The 18,799-nt window shown below is 37.1% G+C and carries 19 protein-coding genes; 11 read left to right on the forward strand and 8 right to left on the reverse strand.

Annotated elements, in window-relative coordinates; translation table 11 throughout:
* Positions 1-156 precede the first annotated feature (156 nt).
* The gene (locus MW688_RS10095; protein WP_486735864.1) at positions 157-798 is read right to left on the reverse strand and encodes a diacylglycerol/polyprenol kinase family protein; all 642 of its coding nucleotides are present in this window, start codon (positions 796-798) and stop codon (positions 157-159) included.
* Positions 799-1,076: 278 nt separating this feature from the next.
* Positions 1,077-2,297, reverse strand: a complete 1,221-nt coding sequence (locus MW688_RS10100) for a M20 family metallopeptidase (protein ID WP_486735846.1) — start codon at positions 2,295-2,297, stop codon at positions 1,077-1,079.
* A 143-nt stretch (positions 2,298-2,440) separates the two neighbouring features.
* Between MW688_RS10100 and MW688_RS10105 the strand changes: the two genes are divergently transcribed.
* The 3 genes from MW688_RS10105 to MW688_RS10115 are packed head-to-tail and all read left to right on the forward strand — an operon-like array spanning position 2,441 to position 4,399.
* Positions 2,441-2,776: a nucleoside triphosphate pyrophosphohydrolase gene (locus tag MW688_RS10105; protein ID WP_486735847.1), complete on the forward strand. Its 336-nt coding sequence runs from the start codon at positions 2,441-2,443 to the stop codon at positions 2,774-2,776.
* A gap of 2 nt (positions 2,777-2,778) precedes the next feature.
* Positions 2,779-3,693 carry an o-succinylbenzoate synthase gene (locus MW688_RS10110; protein WP_486735848.1) on the forward strand — a complete coding sequence of 305 codons (915 nt, stop codon included), beginning with the start codon at positions 2,779-2,781 and terminating at the stop codon, positions 3,691-3,693.
* 22 nt (positions 3,694-3,715) lie between these two features.
* The gene (locus tag MW688_RS10115) at positions 3,716-4,399 is read left to right on the forward strand and encodes an ATP-dependent Zn protease (protein ID WP_486735849.1); all 684 of its coding nucleotides are present in this window, start codon (positions 3,716-3,718) and stop codon (positions 4,397-4,399) included.
* 6 nt (positions 4,400-4,405) lie between these two features.
* Here the strand turns inward: MW688_RS10115 and MW688_RS10120 are convergent, their stop codons facing one another.
* Positions 4,406-5,572 carry an aminotransferase class V-fold PLP-dependent enzyme gene (locus MW688_RS10120; RefSeq protein WP_486735850.1) on the reverse strand — a complete coding sequence of 389 codons (1,167 nt, stop codon included), beginning with the start codon at positions 5,570-5,572 and terminating at the stop codon, positions 4,406-4,408.
* Between the two features lie 14 nt (positions 5,573-5,586).
* On the opposite strand from MW688_RS10120, the gene MW688_RS10125 reads away from it, so the two are divergent.
* The 7 genes from MW688_RS10125 to MW688_RS10155 all read left to right on the forward strand — a co-directional run bounded on the left by MW688_RS10125 (position 5,587) and on the right by MW688_RS10155 (position 12,903).
* A complete protein-coding gene (locus tag MW688_RS10125) occupies positions 5,587-7,011 on the forward strand; it encodes a TM0106 family RecB-like putative nuclease (protein WP_486735851.1) in 1,425 nt (474 codons plus the stop codon).
* Between the two features lie 174 nt (positions 7,012-7,185).
* Positions 7,186-7,458: a hypothetical protein gene (locus tag MW688_RS10130; RefSeq protein ID WP_486735852.1), complete on the forward strand. Its 273-nt coding sequence runs from the start codon at positions 7,186-7,188 to the stop codon at positions 7,456-7,458.
* 252 nt (positions 7,459-7,710) lie between these two features.
* Positions 7,711-8,772, forward strand: a complete 1,062-nt coding sequence (locus MW688_RS10135; protein WP_486735853.1) for a lipase family protein — start codon at positions 7,711-7,713, stop codon at positions 8,770-8,772.
* 319 nt (positions 8,773-9,091) lie between these two features.
* A complete protein-coding gene (locus MW688_RS10140; protein WP_486735854.1) occupies positions 9,092-9,274 on the forward strand; it encodes a hypothetical protein in 183 nt (60 codons plus the stop codon).
* Positions 9,275-9,301: 27 nt separating this feature from the next.
* Positions 9,302-10,795 (forward strand): NHLP bacteriocin system secretion protein, encoded by a 1,494-nt coding sequence (locus MW688_RS10145; protein ID WP_486735855.1) that lies wholly within the window; start codon positions 9,302-9,304, stop codon positions 10,793-10,795.
* Positions 10,788-11,882: a hypothetical protein gene (locus MW688_RS10150; RefSeq protein ID WP_486735856.1), complete on the forward strand. Its 1,095-nt coding sequence runs from the start codon at positions 10,788-10,790 to the stop codon at positions 11,880-11,882. The genes MW688_RS10145 and MW688_RS10150 overlap by 8 nt, the downstream gene beginning before the upstream one ends.
* A complete protein-coding gene (locus MW688_RS10155; RefSeq protein WP_486735857.1) occupies positions 11,872-12,903 on the forward strand; it encodes an aromatic acid exporter family protein in 1,032 nt (343 codons plus the stop codon). Before MW688_RS10150 ends, MW688_RS10155 begins: the two co-directional genes overlap by 11 nt.
* A 77-nt stretch (positions 12,904-12,980) precedes the next feature.
* Here MW688_RS10155 and MW688_RS10160 read toward each other — a convergent pair whose 3' ends face one another.
* The 4 genes from MW688_RS10160 to MW688_RS10175 all read right to left on the reverse strand — a co-directional run bounded on the left by MW688_RS10160 (position 12,981) and on the right by MW688_RS10175 (position 16,951).
* Positions 12,981-13,148, reverse strand: coding sequence for a hypothetical protein (locus MW688_RS10160; protein WP_486735858.1), 168 nt, complete (start codon positions 13,146-13,148; stop codon positions 12,981-12,983).
* A 571-nt stretch (positions 13,149-13,719) separates the two neighbouring features.
* Complete coding sequence (locus tag MW688_RS10165) at positions 13,720-14,586, reverse strand: SWIM zinc finger family protein (RefSeq protein WP_486735859.1); 867 nt, start codon at positions 14,584-14,586, stop codon at positions 13,720-13,722.
* Complete coding sequence (locus MW688_RS10170; protein ID WP_486735860.1) at positions 14,579-15,367, reverse strand: M15 family metallopeptidase; 789 nt, start codon at positions 15,365-15,367, stop codon at positions 14,579-14,581. Before MW688_RS10170 ends, MW688_RS10165 begins: the two co-directional genes overlap by 8 nt.
* Before the next feature lie 192 nt (positions 15,368-15,559).
* Positions 15,560-16,951 carry an NAD-dependent malic enzyme gene (locus tag MW688_RS10175; RefSeq protein ID WP_486735861.1) on the reverse strand — a complete coding sequence of 464 codons (1,392 nt, stop codon included), beginning with the start codon at positions 16,949-16,951 and terminating at the stop codon, positions 15,560-15,562.
* A 219-nt stretch (positions 16,952-17,170) separates the two neighbouring features.
* On the opposite strand from MW688_RS10175, the gene MW688_RS10180 reads away from it, so the two are divergent.
* On the forward strand, positions 17,171-17,953 hold the full coding sequence (locus MW688_RS10180) for a tetratricopeptide repeat protein (protein ID WP_486735862.1): 783 nt from the start codon (positions 17,171-17,173) through the stop codon (positions 17,951-17,953).
* Between the two features lie 626 nt (positions 17,954-18,579).
* On the opposite strand, the gene MW688_RS10185 is transcribed toward MW688_RS10180, so the two are convergent.
* On the reverse strand, positions 18,580-18,756 hold the full coding sequence (locus MW688_RS10185; protein ID WP_486735863.1) for a hypothetical protein: 177 nt from the start codon (positions 18,754-18,756) through the stop codon (positions 18,580-18,582).
* Positions 18,757-18,799: the final 43 nt, after the last annotated feature.

Here is an 18,799-nt window from a genome sequence, read left to right on the forward strand (position 1 = left end):
CTGGGATAGTCTGGCATAGTTTAGTTATATCATTTCTGGAGAGGGGGAGAGCTCACAAGGGTAGGTTTTTTACCAAGAGCTTGTAGTAAAAGTAAGACAAGGTAGACAAGGAGGCCTAACGCACCCTACTAATACTAGATTCTAAATTCGCGCATTCTACAAAGAAATTGCCTGGATTAACAAAAAGCAGAAAGCGGCGCTTCCAATCGGAACAGTTAGATTATCAATACCCCATTGAGAAAATGCCTCTAAAAAAGTTGCTAACAAAGAAACAGCTAAACAAACAAAAAATATTGGCCAACTATAGCCCCTCACAAAAATTATAATTAGGCTAGTGACTAAAAAACTGATGATAAGCATGGTAGCAGAACCTTCCCAGCTTTTGTTTATCCCCCAAATACTATAGAGATGTCTACCCCAATTTTTCCCAATCAATGCGGCTAGGCCATCTCCCCAAGTCATAATTAAAATACCAATTGCTGCATATTCTGGTTGGTTAATTGCCCAAAAGCTACCAATTAAAACGCCAATACTGACGGCATAAAAAAAAGTTCCTAAACTCTTACGTCCTACACTGTTAATACTGGGTAAAATTGATATTCTATTAGAAATCAAAGCGATGATGCTGGCAATAACTGCGGCTACAATAACCACCAAAGCGGGAATTTTTAGCCACCAGGCGATTAAAACTACATTACCTGTGCCGATATGTACAATTTTACGGGTTAGTTCTTCATTTCCCTCAAGAAAACGGTTAATGGCTTCAGCTAAAATTACAATGATGCTTATATAAACCATTACTATACTGAGAGATATTGGCAAGGAAAAATTAGCTGAAGATAAAAAATTAAACACTTACCCTATTAATAAATTATTCATGACTATTTTATCACTGTATGTTCTTACACCTAATAATTATCATTCGATAAGTTTGTAGTAGGGCTTTAGCCCTATCAAATCACCACTTTTAAATTTATTGTCACCCCCTAAGATCTTTTGGACTAAAGTCCAACTACGAACCTCGTTTTTAACGCTTTATGTCACCCCGCCACCTGCCATAACAATTAAAATAACAATTAAGCTAAAATTTTTGATTCACTAGTTAAATCCCCTAGAGTGGGCTGAGGAGACCAATATTTATAGGCGGCATAAGCTAAAGTAACTACACCAGTGATAATTGCTGATTCGTCAATTTCAAACAGAGGGTGATGTAAAGGATAATTCTGTTTATCCGGGTGACCTACTCCTAGACGAAACATGCTTCCGGGAGCGTGTTCTAAATACAGGGAAAAATCTTCTGCCCCTAAAGAAGGCTCTTCAAGAATCTCTACATATTGACTACCCCAAGCTTCTTTCCCTACTTCTTCGAGAATTTTAGTTAGATTTTGGTCATTTTGCACTGAGGGAACTCCTCGACGGTAATTAACCTGATAACGAGCTTTATAAGTATTACATACACCAGCAACAATATTCTCAATCCAATTAGGTAGATTAGTATGGGTTTCTGGATGTAAAGATCTCACTGTTCCTGCTAATCTAACATGGTCGGCAATAACATTGGGGGCTCTACCTCCGTTAATTTGTCCAATAGTCAAAACTATGGGGCGTAGAGGGTTTTGTGTCCGGCTAATTGCCTGTTGTAAACTAGTAATCACTTGGGAAGCGATCCAAATAGCATCAATGGCTTCATGAGGTCGTGCGCCGTGCCCTGATTCTCCCTGAATAAAAATTTCTAATTCATCTGCGGCGGCGGTAAGAGCACCATATCTAATGCCAATTGAGCCGGAGGGAATCGTTGGGAAGACGTGGACACCAAAAATGCCGCTTACATCGCGCATGGCACCATCTCTTACCATCCAACTAGCACCCTGGGCTATTTCTTCAGCAGGTTGAAATAAAAACCGTACATCCCCGGGTAAAGGCTGTGGGAGTTGAGATAATACCATCGCCGTGCCTAATCCTACTGTAGCGTGTAAGTCATGACCACAGGCGTGCATAATTCCTGGTTTACAAGAGGCAAATTCTAACTTAGTTTTCTCTTGAATAGGTAAAGCATCCATATCTGTACGAATAGCTAAAATTCTGGAATCAGCACCGGATCCTTTTAGTTCTCCAACTACACCAGTTTTCCCTACTGCTTCTTTGACGTGTACTCCGCAGGATGATAAAACTCCAGCGACATAAGCTGCGGTTTGATATTCTTGCCCACTTAATTCGGGATGGGCATGGATATGACGTCTAATTTCAATTAGGCGTGGTGCTAGATTATTGGCTATTTCTTTGATTGATGTGAGCATTAATACTATTTATCGGTCATTAGTATTAATATAGCGTTTTTTTCTCTGTTTGAAACTCAATAGATTAAACTATAGCTATTTGTTTTGTCAATCTAGATAAGGTTAGTACAAAAATACTGATTCAAGATGTAGATATTAAAGAAATGCGCAAGGAATATAATAAGCTGATACGAGATAAAATACCTGAAATTATCGCTAGTAATGGTTATCAATACCAAGTAAGTCAATTATCGGATTCTGAGTATCTAGCTGCTTTGAAGGCTAAATTACTAGAAGAAGCCCAAGAAGCAGCTAATACTGAGACGACTGAAGAGTTAATCGAGGAAGTAGCAGATATTTATGAAGTAATTGATGCTCTGATTCTTAGTTTAGATATTTCTCAAGCAGAAATTTTAGCGAAACAAGCAGAAAAAAAAAGCGATCGCGGAAGCTTTACTCAACGTCTATATTTACTCTGGAGTGAACCAAATAACCGATAAAAATGAGTAAAATTATTTTTGAATACCAGATATATAGACGCCCTTTTGTTTCTCCGATAATTACTAGTCATGGAGAATGGAAAATTAGAGAGGGAATTATTCTCCGTTTAGAATCAGCTCAAGGTAAAATAGGATGGGGAGAAATAGCCCCTCTACCCTGGTTTGGATCTGAAACCATAGAAGAGGCGATCGCCTTTTGTCAAGAAATCAAAACTAAAGAAATTACTACCCAGATTCTGAGTCAAATTCCCTATAATTTAACTGCCTGTCAATTTGGCTTCGCTTCAGCTTTAGAAGAATTATTACACCCAATTCCCCTTGATCCCAAAAATCTTCACTACAGTTATCTCCTCCCGGCAGGAGAAAAAGCCCTTAGTTTTGCTCAAACCCAAGCTAGAGAAAGAGAAACCACCTTTAAATGGAAAATTGGTGTTTATTCTCTCAAAACAGAATTAGAAATATTTAAACAACTCAGAGAAATTATTACTCCAGGAAAACTGAGATTAGATGCCAATGGTGGTTTAAATATAGCTGAGGCGGAGACTTGGTTGGCAATGGCTGACAACTTAGGGGGTGTAGAATTTATGGAACAACCCCTACCACCGCATCAACTATCAGCAATGTTAGAGTTAGCTGCAAAATATCATACAGCGATCGCCCTTGATGAGTCTGTAGCTACTTCAACCCAATTAGAAAAATGTTATCAACTAGGTTGGAGAGGAATTTATGTCATCAAACCTTCTATTTTTGGTTTTCCTGAGGCATTGCGACAATTATGCACTAAATATAGTTTAGATTTAGTTTTTTCTACGGTATTTGAAACAGAAATAGGTAGAAGAGGGATTCTCAGATTAGCTTTAGAATTAGGCAACTCTCAAAGGGCTTTAGGCTTTAACTCGGCTTATCGGTTGCTTTAGAATAAAGAAAAAAACCAAAAATATGTCACAAACAACTTTAAATCTACTAGCAATTAGTATCTTTTCGATGACTCTCTTTGCTTTAATTGGGCCAATTTTAAATATTTCTCCAACAATTCCGGCGGGAATCACTGCAATCATTCTAGTTTTAGCTACATTTGATACTCTGGGTTGGCAAAGTCGAGGTAGTACAATTTTACTAGACTTACTATCATCTCCCGAAGAGCGCGATCGCGTAGTTACCCATGAAGCTGGTCATTTTTTAGTTGCCCATCTGCTTAATATACCCATTGAAAGTTACACCCTTAGTGCTTGGGAAGCTTTTCGTCAAGGATATCCCGGTAAGGGGGGAGTGGTATTTGATTTACAACAAATCAATAGGGAAAACTTAGATCAATTTCAGTTTGCTAAATTACTAGATTATTTTTGTACAGTTTGGAGTGCGGGAGTAGCGGCCGAAATGATTATGTATGGTGAAGCTTATGGGGGTGAAGATGACCAAAATAGGATTACCACAGCCTTAGCCGAAGCAGGAATACCCCCTGCCGTTTACCAACAAAGAGTAAATTTAGCTTTATTACGTGCCAAACAGTTGATTGAAAATAATCAGGAGTCTTTTTTAAATCTAATGGAGGCAATGAAAGCACGTCTTTCTCTCAAGGAATGTTACCAGGCGATCGCCCTATCATCCCTAGAAGTTAAATAGACAAATTCACTTATTAATAATTTCTCTAATAGCTTCAACTAAACGATCTAACTCCTCTGGTAAAGTAAAATAATGAACACAGGCGCGAATACAACTAGGATCTGACAAAGTGCGTAACTGAAAACCACGTTTTTCTAACAAAGCGACCAACTCTGAAGGAGAGACCTGAGAATCTTCCAAAACAAAAGAAACTAAACCTGCTGAAGGGGGAGAAGTTTTCAAACATCTAACCTTGTTAATTTCTCCTAACTTCAGCCAAAGATAGTTACTGAGTTTACAGATTTGATTATATCTTTGTTGGGGTGTGCCCCAATCTTGGTGAAGAGCGATCGCCGAAATGAGACCTGCATAGAGAGGATAAGCAGAAGTAGCGATTTCAAAGCGTTGACCACTATCTTTCCACCCAATCGGTTTACCCTGTTGATTCAAATTTACACCACGCCAACCGATAAAAGTAGGATGTAAATCAATGATAGGATTAGGACTAGTATAGAGACCACCTACCCCCGCAGGTCCACACAGCCATTTATGTCCGGTAAAAGCATAAAAATCTACCCTCAACTGTGCTAAATCCAGAGGTATACTCCCCACAGATTGGGCGGCATCTGCTAAAACCGCTACTGAATGCTGATGTGCTAAACTGACAATATCAGCTAGAGGCAAAAGTTGCCCAGTATTCCAAAGTAAATGACTCAATACTAGTAAACGAGTGCGAGGCTGTAAATATTGCTCAATAACACTCACACTATTATCTAGATTAAGAGTTGACAAAAGAGGATAAACAGTTACTTTTACCTGAAAACGACGAGAAATCTCTTGAATGATAGCGATAATGCCAGGATGTTCACAATCGCTCATAAGTATTTCATCTCCAGGTTGCCAGTTTATGCCCCAAAGTACAATATTGCAACCACTAGTGACATTTTCTGTAAGAGTAATTTGTTGAGAAGATACACTTAACTCAGAGGCTATAGCCTCCCGTAACTGTTGATTAGTTTTACTAATCCAGGCATTAACTTCTAAAGAAAAAGGCCCCAAATCTTGAATATAATGATAGGTGTCTATAATTGTTTGAAGAGCCTGTGTTGGTAAAGGACCTTGTCCACCAAAATTACAATAAACTTTATTATTTAACGCCCTAAAATGTTGTCTATGTTCTTCTATATTACCCATGCTGCTTTTAATTAATGATAACTGATCAGTTGCTGATAGACTATAAACGCTGTCAACGCCGAGCTTATCTCAATATTCACGGCGATCAAAAACATAGCGACCCCGAGAAAGATTTTCGAGTCAAACTCAAACAAGAAGCGAACCGCCACATCCAGAAGACCCTTCTGCAATTTTATCCTAATTATGTTCAAGTTCCAACTCACTTAAGTCGGTCAGCTAAAATTGAAGCTACCAAAGAGTTAATGACTCAAGGAGTTGATTATATTTACCAAGGTGTTTTGCGTCGTGATGATTATGCCAAGCCTTTAGTAGGGATGCCTCATTTGCTTGTTAAACAACCAGGAGAATCTTGTTTTGGTGATTGGCAATATTTTCCCGTTACTATTCAACTTGGACGCCGACCTAAACCGGAGTATAAATTAATTGCAGCGTTTTATGCTTATTTACTGATTAATTTACAACAAAATCAACCTCAAAAAGCTAAAATCATTCTCCGTAGACAAAACGAATATAGAGTCAACCTTAACCTATGGTTACACCGATTGCAACAAAATCTAGCTAATTTACTAACTACTATCAATAGTTCAGAAAATCCAGAAATCTTTATTTCTCGTCAACGTTGTAATCTCTGTCAATGGTATACTCACTGCTATAGTATTGCCCAAACTGAAAAGCATTTATCTTTAGTGCCTGGGGTTACCCCTTCTCGTTATCAACAACTCAAAAATTTAGGTATTGACAACATTCCTTCTCTCGCTAGTGTTTCTCCTCAACAACTAACTAAAAAAATTCATCCATCAATAGCCACTCAGCTACAAAAACAAGCCTTTTCTCTGGTAATCAATCAACCTTTCTCTATAGAAAATCAAGGGGATTGGAGTCAAAAATTGCCATCAGCTCCCATTGAACTTTATTTTGACATAGAAGCTGAACCGGAAAGACAGTTGGATTATCTCCTGGGGGTTTTAGTTGTGAATCGAGAAACCAATACTGAAAAGTTCTATGCTCTTTTAGCAGAAAACCCAGAAGCAGAAAAGTTAGTTTGGCAACAATTTTTAGATTTAGTTAGTACCTATCCCCAAAGCCCCATTTATCATTACTCTGAGTATGAAGTAGAAACAGTTAAACGTTTAGCTAAACTTTATCAAACTTCTTGGCCACAAGAACAGGCAATTTTAGAGCGTTTAATTGATTTACACGAATACGTAATTAATTCAGTAATTTTTCCTGTAGAAAGTTATTCATTGAAATCCCTCGCTAATTGGTTAGGCTTTCATTGGCGTAATCCAGGAGTTAGTGGAGATCAATCAGTTTACTGGTATGACCAATGGTTAAAAAAGCAAGATCGCCAATTACTAGAATTAATTGTTGAGTATAATGAAGATGATTGTAGAGCGACAAAACATCTTAAAGATTGGTTAGTAGAATTTATCGGTTAAATTTTATATTTTTATGCAAAGTTTTTTTACAAAATAGCTAATAAGTAATGAAGTATACCAAGAAAAGACAAGAAAAAATGTTAGCCTAAGAATATAAAAAGAATATTTAAGAACTAGTATTTACTAAGGAACTTAAATACTTCCAAAAGCAAACCATAAAAAATGGTGTCAATTATGCTAATACATCTATTTCCCTGTTTACTTGGCGCTACGGCGATCGCCAGTTTCTTACTCTATCAACGTACTAATCATGATATATATGGAGTTTTAGCAGTAACAAGTTTCTTTGTGTGTTTAATTTGGGGTATTGTAGTTGCCCACTGGTTAATTCATCTATTGTTGTTAGTAATTATCCTCAAATTTACCACAGCACCAATTAATTTATTTAAAGCAACTCAAACAGAAGAAAGTTACGTTTTAATCGCAAAAAGCCCTAGAGAAAGCTAAAAAACGAGCATCAAACTATATCTGTTTTAAGTCATTCATTTTGGCCTAATGCTGCTTGCATCGCCTGTAGAAGTGTAGGTTGGGCCCTTGGTCACTCCACCTTTCAATTTAGCCTGTAGGTTGGGACTGTTAGTTGTTGGGTTGCACTTTGTTTAACCCAACCTACTGTATGTTTTAAGTCATTCATTTTGGCCTAGGATAAGTACTTTACATATTTTATATAATAAAACTTATTACTAAGAGTGATTTTTTATGGCTAAGTTCAGTCGTCGTCAGATTTTATGGGGTGGATTTATTACAGGTACAGGAATATCAATTGGTACTTCTAGTTTTAGAAATCAACTAGAAGACACTCAAAATAGTCAAGATGATCAACTATTATATAGTGACGATGTGTCTCTTAAGCAAATTCGTGAACTTCAAAAAAAGTTTCAGCTAAAACCACCTGTAGTGCCTTATGACCGCTCTATGTCCAAAATTTTGGTGCGTTGTTGCCGTTTAGCAACAGAACAATATATACGAGGAACTGTAGACCAGACATATGATGGTTCGATTCAATCCCTTCCCAGTTATTTTCCCGAACTTGAAGAATATGAACAAGTTAGTAGTTTCAAGTTTGTGAAGAAGCGTTTCCCTCGAATTCAAACATTATTAGAAAGAGTTACTAGAAAAAATTATATTTTTAGATCTGATTTTATCTATTGTGGTTTTATACTCAAATCCCCAAAAAGAAATATTATTATAGTTAGAGGCACTCAGCAAATAAAAGAATGGGTGGCAAATGTCATAAGTAAGCAAACATACTATCAATCTACTGATTTAGAAATGGGTAAAGTTCATTATGGTTTTAACTATCTTTACCGTAAGTCTTTAGAAGAAGTTATGCGTAGTGAGGTTCAAAAATTAGATTTAAATATTCCTTGTTATTTAGGCGGTCACAGTTTAGGTGGAGCTATTTGTACACTAGCTAGTCTTGATTTAGTTCTACAGTTTAATCAGTTACAAGACAATATATATGTATATACATACGCTTCGCCAAGAGTAGGCGATCCTCAATTTGCTCAGTTTTATACTGAGTTTATTCCCAATACTTATCGTATTGTTAATCAAGCAGACCAAACTTGGTTGCTACCTCCAATAGAAATTAACAATAACTTTTACCTACATTTAGGACAAGATATATCTTTTTTCTATCAAACCCAAGATTTAAGCCTTAATCACCAGTTGATAGTTTATAAGGAAGCTATTGACCGAGAGGTGGAAAGACCAGGGATTATAGATGAACCTATTTCTTTACCTTTTAACTTATCTTAAACTTTTATATAGCATTTCAAAGGACTCATGAGCTACACCTAAATCCTCCCACCTGCCTCATATCTTGCACCAAAACAAAAGTACAGAAATTGGCCGACAAGGGAGAATCAATTTTTAAGCCTTTAGCATTAATTCTCTTACTCATTACTTCAAAACTCATTACTTCAAAACTTAACCACCACAAGTAACTTTGGGTAAAGATGCTTTGGTCTGAGGAGCCTCCTGCCTCAAAAGGATAACCTTTGTACCTCACAAGAATGGGAACTGCTATAAACATAGCATAGAGTTTGATATAGAAGAGATAATAGCGAGTTAAAAATTGTTAGTTTATATTGCCAAAAATGATGGCAAATTAAATCCAGCAGAAGAAAAGATTCTATCAGAAGCTTGGCAAAAAGTTAAAGAAGTTTCTAAGGTACCTGAGCACTTAACATTTGAACAAATTGTCAATGAAAATATGGTGTTATCGTACCGATTATTTATGCTAAAGTATGATAAATGATATAACTATAAGTTATAAAAAAACTATATGAAATCTCAAGAAAATAAACTTAGTCAAAATGACTCTCAAATAAGGGAAGAACCTACTATACCCCAAAGAATACCTTTGGTATACAGACTATTACCTACTATTGTTTTAGCAGGTGTAACTGGATTGTGGAGTATAGTGGGTACTATTCCTATTAGAGTAACTGGACAATCAATTTTAATTCAACCACGTTCAATTATTTCCTTTCAACCAAGAGGAACAAATGGGCAAGTACTAGAGATATTAGTAGAACCAGGCGATCGCATCCAAGCAGGACAAGTTTTAGCGATCCTAGATTTACCAGAATTAGAGGAACAACTGATAACCCAGCAACAAAAACTTAAGGAAATAGAAGAGGAAAATATTGTTATTACTGATGCCCAACAACGTCGTAGTACTCTACAAGAACAAACCCTTGAGTTAGAAAGTATTTCTATTCCTCAACAAATCCAAGCTAATTTGACCAAAATAGAGGCGGTTAAAATTGAACTAATAGCAGCAGAAAAACAGCAACAAGCCTACCAAGAACGTATTGCTCAATTAGACGAATTTATTACTTTAACTAGCCAACGTTTGCAAGCCTTTGATGAATTAGTCGCAGAAGGCGCAGTAGCCCCTCTAAATTCAGATATAGTAAATGCCGAGAATCAAGCAGAACAAAGTCAAAACGAACGAACTCGACTATTTGCCCAATTAGAAGATTTAAACTCTAAAAAGGAACAGTTAAATTCTAGTATCATTGAGTTAGAAGCAGCAAATGAAAATCTACGCGCTCAACTCAAAAACATCGGTACCCAGTCAGCTAACTTAGAGTTAAGCGATTTACAATCAAATTTACAACGCCAAAATCAGATTGATGACCTTCAGCGTAGCATTATCAATCTGCAAACTCGCATAGAAACAGAAAGTAAAGTTATCTCTACCTATAATGGTACAGTTTTGACAGTGAGTACAAATCCTGGAGAATATGTACAAGTTGGTACACCTTTAGGTACCCTAAGAATTGAAGACAAAGAAGACTTGGAAGTAACAACCTATGCTTTTTTTACCCCTGAAGATGCTAATCGCATTCAACCAGGTATGACAGCAGAAGTAACACCGCACTTGCTAACTAGTCGTCGCTTTGGTGGTACCCGAGAGCAATATGGGGCTATTCCTTCGGAAGTAACCTGGGTATCTTCAAAAACAGTAACCACTCAAGAAGTAGCCAGTATTGTGGGAGATTCTCAGTTGGCACAAACATTGATTAAGAATCCGGTTCCCTACTCTATTCCTGATAATGGACGAGCCCAAAACTTACCAGTGGTGCAGGTAGAATTAGAATTAAGCAAAAATCCTAATACTCCATCAGGATATGAATGGACCCAAGGAAGAGGACCAAAACAAAAGATTGCAGGAGGTTCACTCGGAGAAGTAAGAGTCACCGTTGAAGAGCGATCGCTTCTTAGTTATGGTATGGCTAGTTTACGCTGGATAACAGGTATCTATGAATAAAATTTATCTACATAAGTTGTTCAAAACAGCGATCGCTTTGCCTCTAACTTTTGCTATAGCCGCAGCATTTAACATTAATTTCGCTTTTAGTTTTATGGGACCAGTAATAGTTGTTAATGTTATCTGGACGATTCCTGACCCAATTGAACTGAAAAAATTGCTCTTATTTAAACTTTTGCCAGGATTAATTTTTATGTTTTTTCTGGGAGCTTTAATAGCTGGTTTATGGAACATAAATAGTTTTATCTTATTTTTTTATATTATTTTCACTGGATGGGTAATGAAAACTTGGGTACCCTCATTAGTAAGTATTGGAATGCTTAATACAGCAATGTTCGCAGGAACAGTTACTTTAAAAAGTTCTAGTCCCTATACTATTGCTGTGGAGATGTTTTTATTGATGAGTATTGCCATAACTACAGCTTGGTTAATTGATCGCCTGTTTTGGCCCATCTTCGGTAGCAACACTATCAAAGCGAAGATTAGTCAAACTTTTAGTATTTTTCGTGATTTTAGTAATATTTTTGACTATTCCCATGACTTGAATCAATCTATACCAGCTATAGTAGAACAAGCTAATGCTTCTCTTGGTGCATCTAACAAAACACTAATCATAAATACAAAAATTGGTAGTCTCAATACTTCTGAAACACAAATGTGGCTAGAAGTAATAGATTTACAATCAAGAATGTTAACCAAATTAAGTTTCATTGCTGATTTAATCTTAAAAAATCCAAATGATCCTTTGTTACAGAAACTAGAATCAGAATTATTAACCTTAGAAAATAGCTTGAGAGCTACTTTTACAAGATTATCTCTAGAAATTACCTCTCAATACCCTTCCGTAAAACCTTCTAAGCCTAACTTAGCTTTTCATAAGTGGCAAACTCGATGGGAAGAACTACGAGTTTCGGGAGAAACCAAAAACTTTGAACTTACTAGTCGTTTAACCGTTAGTTTAATTGACTATTATTTAGAGGGTCTGGTCAAAGACCTTCAATTGAGTCTAGTCTGGTTGGAGAAATACCAATCGACTATCCTAGCTAATTTACAAGAAGTTAATAATTGGAAGTTAAATGAATATTAACCATTATATTGGGAAAATGGCGATCGCCGGCTCTCTCGCCTATGGCTTAGGAAATGCTATTCATAGCAGCAATATTAACTATGTACTTTATGGTGCCATTCTCTGTATGCATCCTATTGGTGGTGATACAGTTAAATATTTGAGCGACAAGCTAAAATCAACAGTAATTGGTGCTACTTACGGACTGTTAGTAAATATTGCATTCAAAGGAAGTATTTTAGCTTCTTTAATTTTTGGTCCCATTTTCCTAATAATAGTAGGATACGGACTGAAACTATCTCGTAATGTAATTGTATTTAGTCTAACTGTATTTATCATAGCCACTGGTCCAGTGTATGGCAGTAACACTTTTGATTATGTGGGTCAAAGATTTTGGAATATGTTCTTGGGGGGTTTAGTTGGTATTATAGTTAATATTGCTATTTGGCCGGAAAAAAATATTCAAAAACTCAGTTCTACTTTAGATACAGCAATTACTAGTATTGAAAAATTGTATCGTGATATTCTTGATGACTACCAACAAGGTAACTTTAAAAATAATGCTCAATCTCGTCAACAGTTAAATAACAATATCAAAAAACAATTAAGTGATATAGACAAACTATTAAAAAATGTTAAGAGTGAATTATCTTTTCCTTTTACAGATAGCACCTCCTACCAATATTGGGTAAATCTACAAACCCATGTCAAATCTCTATTTTTATTAGTGAGTAATTTAAATCTTATCCTAGAAGAGAAGGTAAGCGATCGCCTTGATCAGCTACTATATAATGAACTAGAATCCTTAGTTTCAGTAACTCACACCACCTTTAATTACCTAAATCAAAAACTAGATACTAATTCTCTTCCTAATCTTACTGATTTAAATCAAGGAGTTTTATCCCGTATTGCTCAACTTGACTCGATTGAAACTCTAGCAAATGATCTTGAACCAAGTGAAATTAAACAAATGGCTGCTTTTATTCATCATTTAACTTCCATAAATTCAGAATTGTCCAATTTAAGCAAAATAAAAACCTAGGGAAAAATGTCGGCAACTTTAGTCATCATTATTGCACTACGGAGAGTTAGTAAGCAATTACTAAGTATTAAATATACTTAAGTATCATTACTTATGCCTCTCTCAAATCCATAAAAAATTAAACTCCCCAAAATTGCCAACCAAAACCAAATTCGAGGTGGTTCACTGAAAATGACAATTACAAAAACTACAAAACCAGCGATCGTCCACCATTTTAACCACCAACTCCACCACTTTTTTTTCATTAGTCTTTTTATTTTTTAATTTTCTATGTTTATTATAGTAAAGTATATATCTCCAATAATATAACTAATTAAATGGATTTGATCTTACCTGCTTGTCTGGGACTGTTAGTTGTTGGGTTGCACTTTGTTTAACCCAACCTACTGCCTAAAGCTGCTTGCATCGCCTGTAGTTAGGTGTAGGTTGGGCCCTTGGTCACTCCACCTTTCAATTTAGCCTGTAGGTTGGGACTGTTAGTTGTTGGGTTGCACTTTGTTTAACCCAACCTACTGTATGTTTTAAGTCATTCATTTTGGCCTAATGCTGCTTGCATCGCCTGTAGTTAGGTGTAGGTTGGGCCCTTGGTCACTCCACCTTTCAATTCATATCTAAATAGGCCAACAGGCGAGAATCAATTTTTAAGGGGTTAGGATCAATTCTTTAACTCAAAACTTCAAGACTTCAAAACTTCAAGACTTCAAGATTCATTACTCCTTACTCCTTACTCATTACTCATTATTCATCCACAAGTAACTTTGGATAAAGATGCGAGGGTCTGAGTCTGGGACTGTTAGTTGTTGGGTTGCACTTTGTTTAACCCAACCTACTGCCTAAAGCTGCTTGCATTGCCTGTAGAGGTATAGTTTGGTAGGCTTGTTGTAAATATTTTTCTACTAATTCAGCGTCACTATAGGGCAGGGGTAAAGTGCCCAAAATCTCTAGGACATTCTTACCTTCTACAGGGGGTGTAATAACTACTAAATCTGATTCCAATGATTCATTATAGATCCAAAAACTAGATAAGTCAGGAGTAATTTCACTTAAATTAGAACTATCAACTTTTTCTAGATTATCCTGGGATGGAGTGGAATTTGTCAGGGGAGGATTAGTCTCTAGAGAATCTAAATTTTGAGATAAATTATTTTGACCCCGTAACTGACGCAAATCATTAATAATTTGCTCTTTAGTTCTACCCCGGAGTTGAAAAATTACAAAAGGGTCTTCACTAAAGCGGTCAGCTAACTGGTAATATACGGCCCCGATATGTTTACAGGGATTAGCAGGGTCAGGACAACTACATCGAGAATGGATTTCTTGGAGAGTAAAAGGAAAAAGACTTAAACCATTAGCAGTAAAAACTGCTTCAATATTTTCTGGTAATTCACCAGATAGTAATTGAGCTAAAAAAAGAGCTGAAGAGGAGAGAGTAGTAATAATATCGCGCCAATTTTCCTCATTAAAAGATTCAATAGCCAAAGAAACTTGATAGGGGGAGGCATCACTCCCTTGAACTTGAGCTAATACTTGAGCATTTTGAAACTCAATAGAGAGGACATTGCCTTCTCTAGCATAATTACGAGCTCTTTCTAAACGTTTTTTGAAACGGTACGAATCGAGTAATTCTAGCCAACGTTGTACCCACCATTGGCGACTGTGAGAATTAAGGGGATTACTATTCATTGGTATTGATGGAATTTGGGCTGAGATTTCTAGCTTTATAAAAAGTTTCTAAACTATGGGTATCTCCAACAAAACGCCAGTGCCAAGGTTCATAACTAATATTTTGAGGATTATTTCGAGGAAAAGACAACTCAAAGCTATATTTAGGAGCATTAGCTTGTAACCAAAGGAAGGCAGGAGTTTTTTCAAACTTTACTTGAAGATGGGTAGCGGGGACCATTCCATCCCCTATATCAATAGCATAACCGGTGTGATGTTCGCTATAGCCGGGGGGAGCACTAACTTCAGCTCTTTCTGTGGTAACTTGGGCTCTTTGCTCTTTAACATTGAAAAATAAATATTCTTGTTGTTCGAGGGTGCGGTAACCGGATATAGGGACTAAAATTATACCATCTTTTTTAGCATCGGCTTGCATTTGTAGAAATTTTTCCGCAGCGCTGGCACGGAGTTTAATTTGTTGATCGGGGGTAATGGGTTGAAGCTCACTTATTGGTGCTTCTTCGTATGTTAGATGCCCTAAAAGGTTATCTGGGGGAGCAGGAGGAGAAGTAGTTTCTGGAGTAGTAGTAGAAGTAACTTCAGGCTCAATTATTTTTGATGGGGTTGGTTGTGCGGTAACCGGATTATCTGATTTATCTCTAGATAAGAAAAATACTGAACCAAGCGCGATCGCTCCACAAATAATTATTAAAAATCCTCCCATCAACATTGTTCCTGATTTAGATGGGTTTTTTGAGGATTTCGATTGCTCTCGTCGCAAAGCCTTAGGTATATCTTCCATAGTTGCCAAAGTAATATTACTGTGAACTTATTGCTTCAATCTTTTTCAGTTTAGCTTGAATTGTTCTCACCGCGCATATATAACCATAGACAGGTTTGTCTTTAACATATAATTTTTGTGGAGCTTGTGAGTGGAGTTAAATACATTTTTGCTAAATTAGTGCATTTAACTCCATTTTATTCATTTTTAGGCTTAATTTCTAGCTACACCCTCTTCTCTAGCGGCTTGTTGTACTGAAGCTGCTACTGCTGTAGCAACTCTGGGGTCAAATACCGAAGGAATAATATGTTCTGAGGTTAAATCCGTAGCCGTAATCAAAGAGGCGATCGCCTTTGCTGCTTCTAGACACATCTTAGGTGTGATCGCTTTGGCACGACAATCTAGAGCTCCACGAAATACACCAGGAAAAGCTAACACATTATTAATTTGATTGGGATAGTCACTACGTCCTGTAGCAATAATTGCCACATCCCCTTGGATTAATTCTGGTTGAATTTCTGGAATCGGGTTAGCCATGGCAAAAACAATGGCATCTTTAGCCATAGATTTTACCATTTCTTTAGAAACTACACCAGGTACACTCACTCCTAAGAAAACATCTGCACCTTTCATAGCATCGGCAAGAGAACCCTCAGCGGCTACAGCAAATCTTTGTTTTTCTGGGGTCAGATTTTCTCTGCTCCCAGAAACAATGCCTCGGGAGTCACAGAGTATAATTTCCGTTACCCCTGCTTGTTTGAGGAGGTCGGCAATCGCAATACCTGCGGCACCTGCACCATTGATTACTACTTTAATCTCGGAGATTTTTTTGTGTACCAATTTGAGGGCATTGAATAAGGCAGCTAAACTAACAATCGCCGTACCATTTTGGTCATCATGAAAAATTGGAATATCGGTTTCTGCTTTTAATCTTCGTTCGATTTCAAAGCAATTAGGGGCAGCAATATCTTCTAAATTAACTCCACCAAACACCGGAATAATCTGTTTAACTGTGGCGATAATTGTCTCTACATCTTGGCTTGCTAGACATATAGGAAAAGCATCAATTCCGGCAAATTCCTTGAATAACATGGCTTTGCCTTCCATTACGGGAAGTGCGGCTTCGGGACCTAAATTTCCTAATCCTAAAACAGCACTGCCATCACTAATAATTGCTACCGTATTATTCTTTATAGTTAGAGAGTAAACTTGTTCTGGTTCAGAAGCAATAGCTTTACAGATTCTGCCGACTCCAGGAGTGTAAGCCATAGCTAAATCAGCATGGGAGAGATTTTTAATTCGGCTTTCTACAGTGATTTTACCTCCTCTGTGTAAATCAAAAGTGTTATCTGATATTCTGATAACTTTAATATCTGGTAAAGCTTTAATTGCATTAACTATTTCCTCAGCATGTTCAGAACTGTAGGCATCTATAGTTAATTCTCGGCGAGTTATTTTGAGATCTCGTTCTTCTAAAGAAATTTGTCCTAAACTCCCACCGACTTCGGCAATAGCTTGGGTGACTGTCGCCAAGGTACCGGCTTTGTTGGGTAATTCTAAACAAACTACTAAACTATAACTAGGATTAGGGGTTAATTTGGCCATCTATTTACTTATAAATTAAGTTGACAAGGGAAAAGTTTATTTTAAGATAATCAAATAAGTATAGCGCTAGACCCCAGGGAATAGGGAATAGGGAAACAGAGAAAAATTTTTATCTCACGTTTCTAGTGAAGTTGCTATAGTTATTTAAAATGTATATTTTAATGCTAAACTGTACTAGGAATAAGTATTGAATTGCGCAAAACTGGGAGAATATTAGTAATGAATTCATCGAACAATAAGCGTAGTTACATAGTATACGCAATATTAATACTGATGTTAATCGGTCTTTTGGTTTTCTCTCTGTTTCCCATATTTAACGGCGCCTTACAAGCTAGTAATCAACCAAGTCAGGTTAGAGTAGATAGACAAGGAGAATTAGAAGACAAAGCTAGAGGATATGAATTAGTTTTAGCAAGAGAACCGAATAATCAGACAGCTTTACGTGGATTACTAGAAATTCGTTTACAACAACAGGACCTACAAGCAGCAGTATCTCCCTTAGAAACTTTAGCTAAACTCAACAGTGATGTGAGCGAGTATACTATACTATTAGCTCAAACTAGACAGCAGCTAGGTGATTACGAGGGAGCAAAAGAAGCTTATCAAAGTATACTAGATGCTAACCCCGGAGATTTACAAGCTTTACAGGGAATGATTAATCTATTGATACCTCAACAAGACACAGAAACAGCCATAGATTTAATTCAGAAGACTCTGCAAACAAATCAACTGACAGGAGATAATCTCTTGGGTGTGCAATTGCTTCTAGGACAAGTATACGCCCTAGGCGATCGCTATACAGAGGCGATCGCTGTTTATGATCAAATGATTGAGGCTAATTCTGATGATTTTCGTCCTGTATTAGCTAAAGCGATTGTTTTAAAAAACCAAGGTAAAATAGAAGAATCTACAGAGTTATTTACCCAAGCTATTTCTCTAGCACCTTCACAATATCAAGAGCGAATTCAGTCTTTAGCTGCGGTAAAAGACAATAGGGAATAAGCGCAAGCCTTCAGGTGTGGGCGCAAGCCTTCATGTAGGGCGCAAGCCTTGGTGTGGGCGCAAGCCTTGCGCCCCTACAAAATATAATTATTATCAATTAGCAACCGTAGCAACCGTAGGGTGCGTTAGCGAAGCGTAACGCACCATAACATCATCAAATCACATTGTTTAACCATAAAATTAAAATATGCCATCTAGATTGTTACGAATAATTTGGGTAGTAGGATCATTTATTCCTAAAGTTCGTTCAGCTATCTCTAAAGCCTTGGTGTGGGCGCAAGCCTTGCGCCCCTACTACAAAATATCATTATTATCAAATCATTATTACTCATATCAAAGCACCAGTACTTATGTACTAAATTAACCTCAGAAAAAGTTCATTTCTCTTTCGCCGAAGATCGTAGCAAAGGTCAACCAATTTTTAAGCTTTGAGCATTAATTCTTTTACTCATTACTTCAAAACTCATTACTTCAAAACTCATTACTCAACTATAGTAGGGTGCGAAGTGCGAAGCGTAACGCACCATGGCATTATTAAACACATTGTGTAACCATAAACTTAAAATATGCCATCTAGATTGTTACGAATAATTTGAGTAATAGGATGATTTATTCCTAAAGTTCGTTCAGCTATCTCTAAAGCCTTGGTGTGGGCGCAAGCCTTGGTGTGGGCGCAAGCCTTGGTGTGGGCGCAAGCCTTGGTGTGGGCGCAAGCCTTGGTGTGGGCGCAAGCCTTGGTGTGGGCGCAAGCCTTGGTGTGGGCGCAAGCCTTGGTGTGGGCGCAAGCCTTGGTGTGGGCGCAAGCCTTGCGCCCCTACTACAAAATATCATGATTATCAAATCATT

The organism is Johannesbaptistia floridana, assembly GCF_057440575.1.

Coding starts and splice junctions, on each gene's coding strand:
- MW688_RS10095 (WP_486735864.1), bottom strand. CDS start 798: ATGGTTTATATAAGCATCATTGTAATTTTAGCTGAAGCCATTAACCGT.
- MW688_RS10100 (WP_486735846.1), bottom strand. CDS start 2,297: ATGCTCACATCAATCAAAGAAATAGCCAATAATCTAGCACCACGCCTA.
- MW688_RS10105 (WP_486735847.1), top strand. CDS start 2,441: ATGCGCAAGGAATATAATAAGCTGATACGAGATAAAATACCTGAAATT.
- MW688_RS10110 (WP_486735848.1), top strand. CDS start 2,779: ATGAGTAAAATTATTTTTGAATACCAGATATATAGACGCCCTTTTGTT.
- MW688_RS10115 (WP_486735849.1), top strand. CDS start 3,716: ATGTCACAAACAACTTTAAATCTACTAGCAATTAGTATCTTTTCGATG.
- MW688_RS10120 (WP_486735850.1), bottom strand. CDS start 5,572: ATGGGTAATATAGAAGAACATAGACAACATTTTAGGGCGTTAAATAAT.
- MW688_RS10125 (WP_486735851.1), top strand. CDS start 5,587: ATGATAACTGATCAGTTGCTGATAGACTATAAACGCTGTCAACGCCGA.
- MW688_RS10130 (WP_486735852.1), top strand. CDS start 7,186: ATGCTAATACATCTATTTCCCTGTTTACTTGGCGCTACGGCGATCGCC.
- MW688_RS10135 (WP_486735853.1), top strand. CDS start 7,711: ATGGCTAAGTTCAGTCGTCGTCAGATTTTATGGGGTGGATTTATTACA.
- MW688_RS10145 (WP_486735855.1), top strand. CDS start 9,302: ATGAAATCTCAAGAAAATAAACTTAGTCAAAATGACTCTCAAATAAGG.
- MW688_RS10150 (WP_486735856.1), top strand. CDS start 10,788: ATGAATAAAATTTATCTACATAAGTTGTTCAAAACAGCGATCGCTTTG.
- MW688_RS10155 (WP_486735857.1), top strand. CDS start 11,872: ATGAATATTAACCATTATATTGGGAAAATGGCGATCGCCGGCTCTCTC.
- MW688_RS10160 (WP_486735858.1), bottom strand. CDS start 13,148: ATGAAAAAAAAGTGGTGGAGTTGGTGGTTAAAATGGTGGACGATCGCT.
- MW688_RS10165 (WP_486735859.1), bottom strand. CDS start 14,586: ATGAATAGTAATCCCCTTAATTCTCACAGTCGCCAATGGTGGGTACAA.
- MW688_RS10170 (WP_486735860.1), bottom strand. CDS start 15,367: ATGGAAGATATACCTAAGGCTTTGCGACGAGAGCAATCGAAATCCTCA.
- MW688_RS10175 (WP_486735861.1), bottom strand. CDS start 16,951: ATGGCCAAATTAACCCCTAATCCTAGTTATAGTTTAGTAGTTTGTTTA.
- MW688_RS10180 (WP_486735862.1), top strand. CDS start 17,171: ATGAATTCATCGAACAATAAGCGTAGTTACATAGTATACGCAATATTA.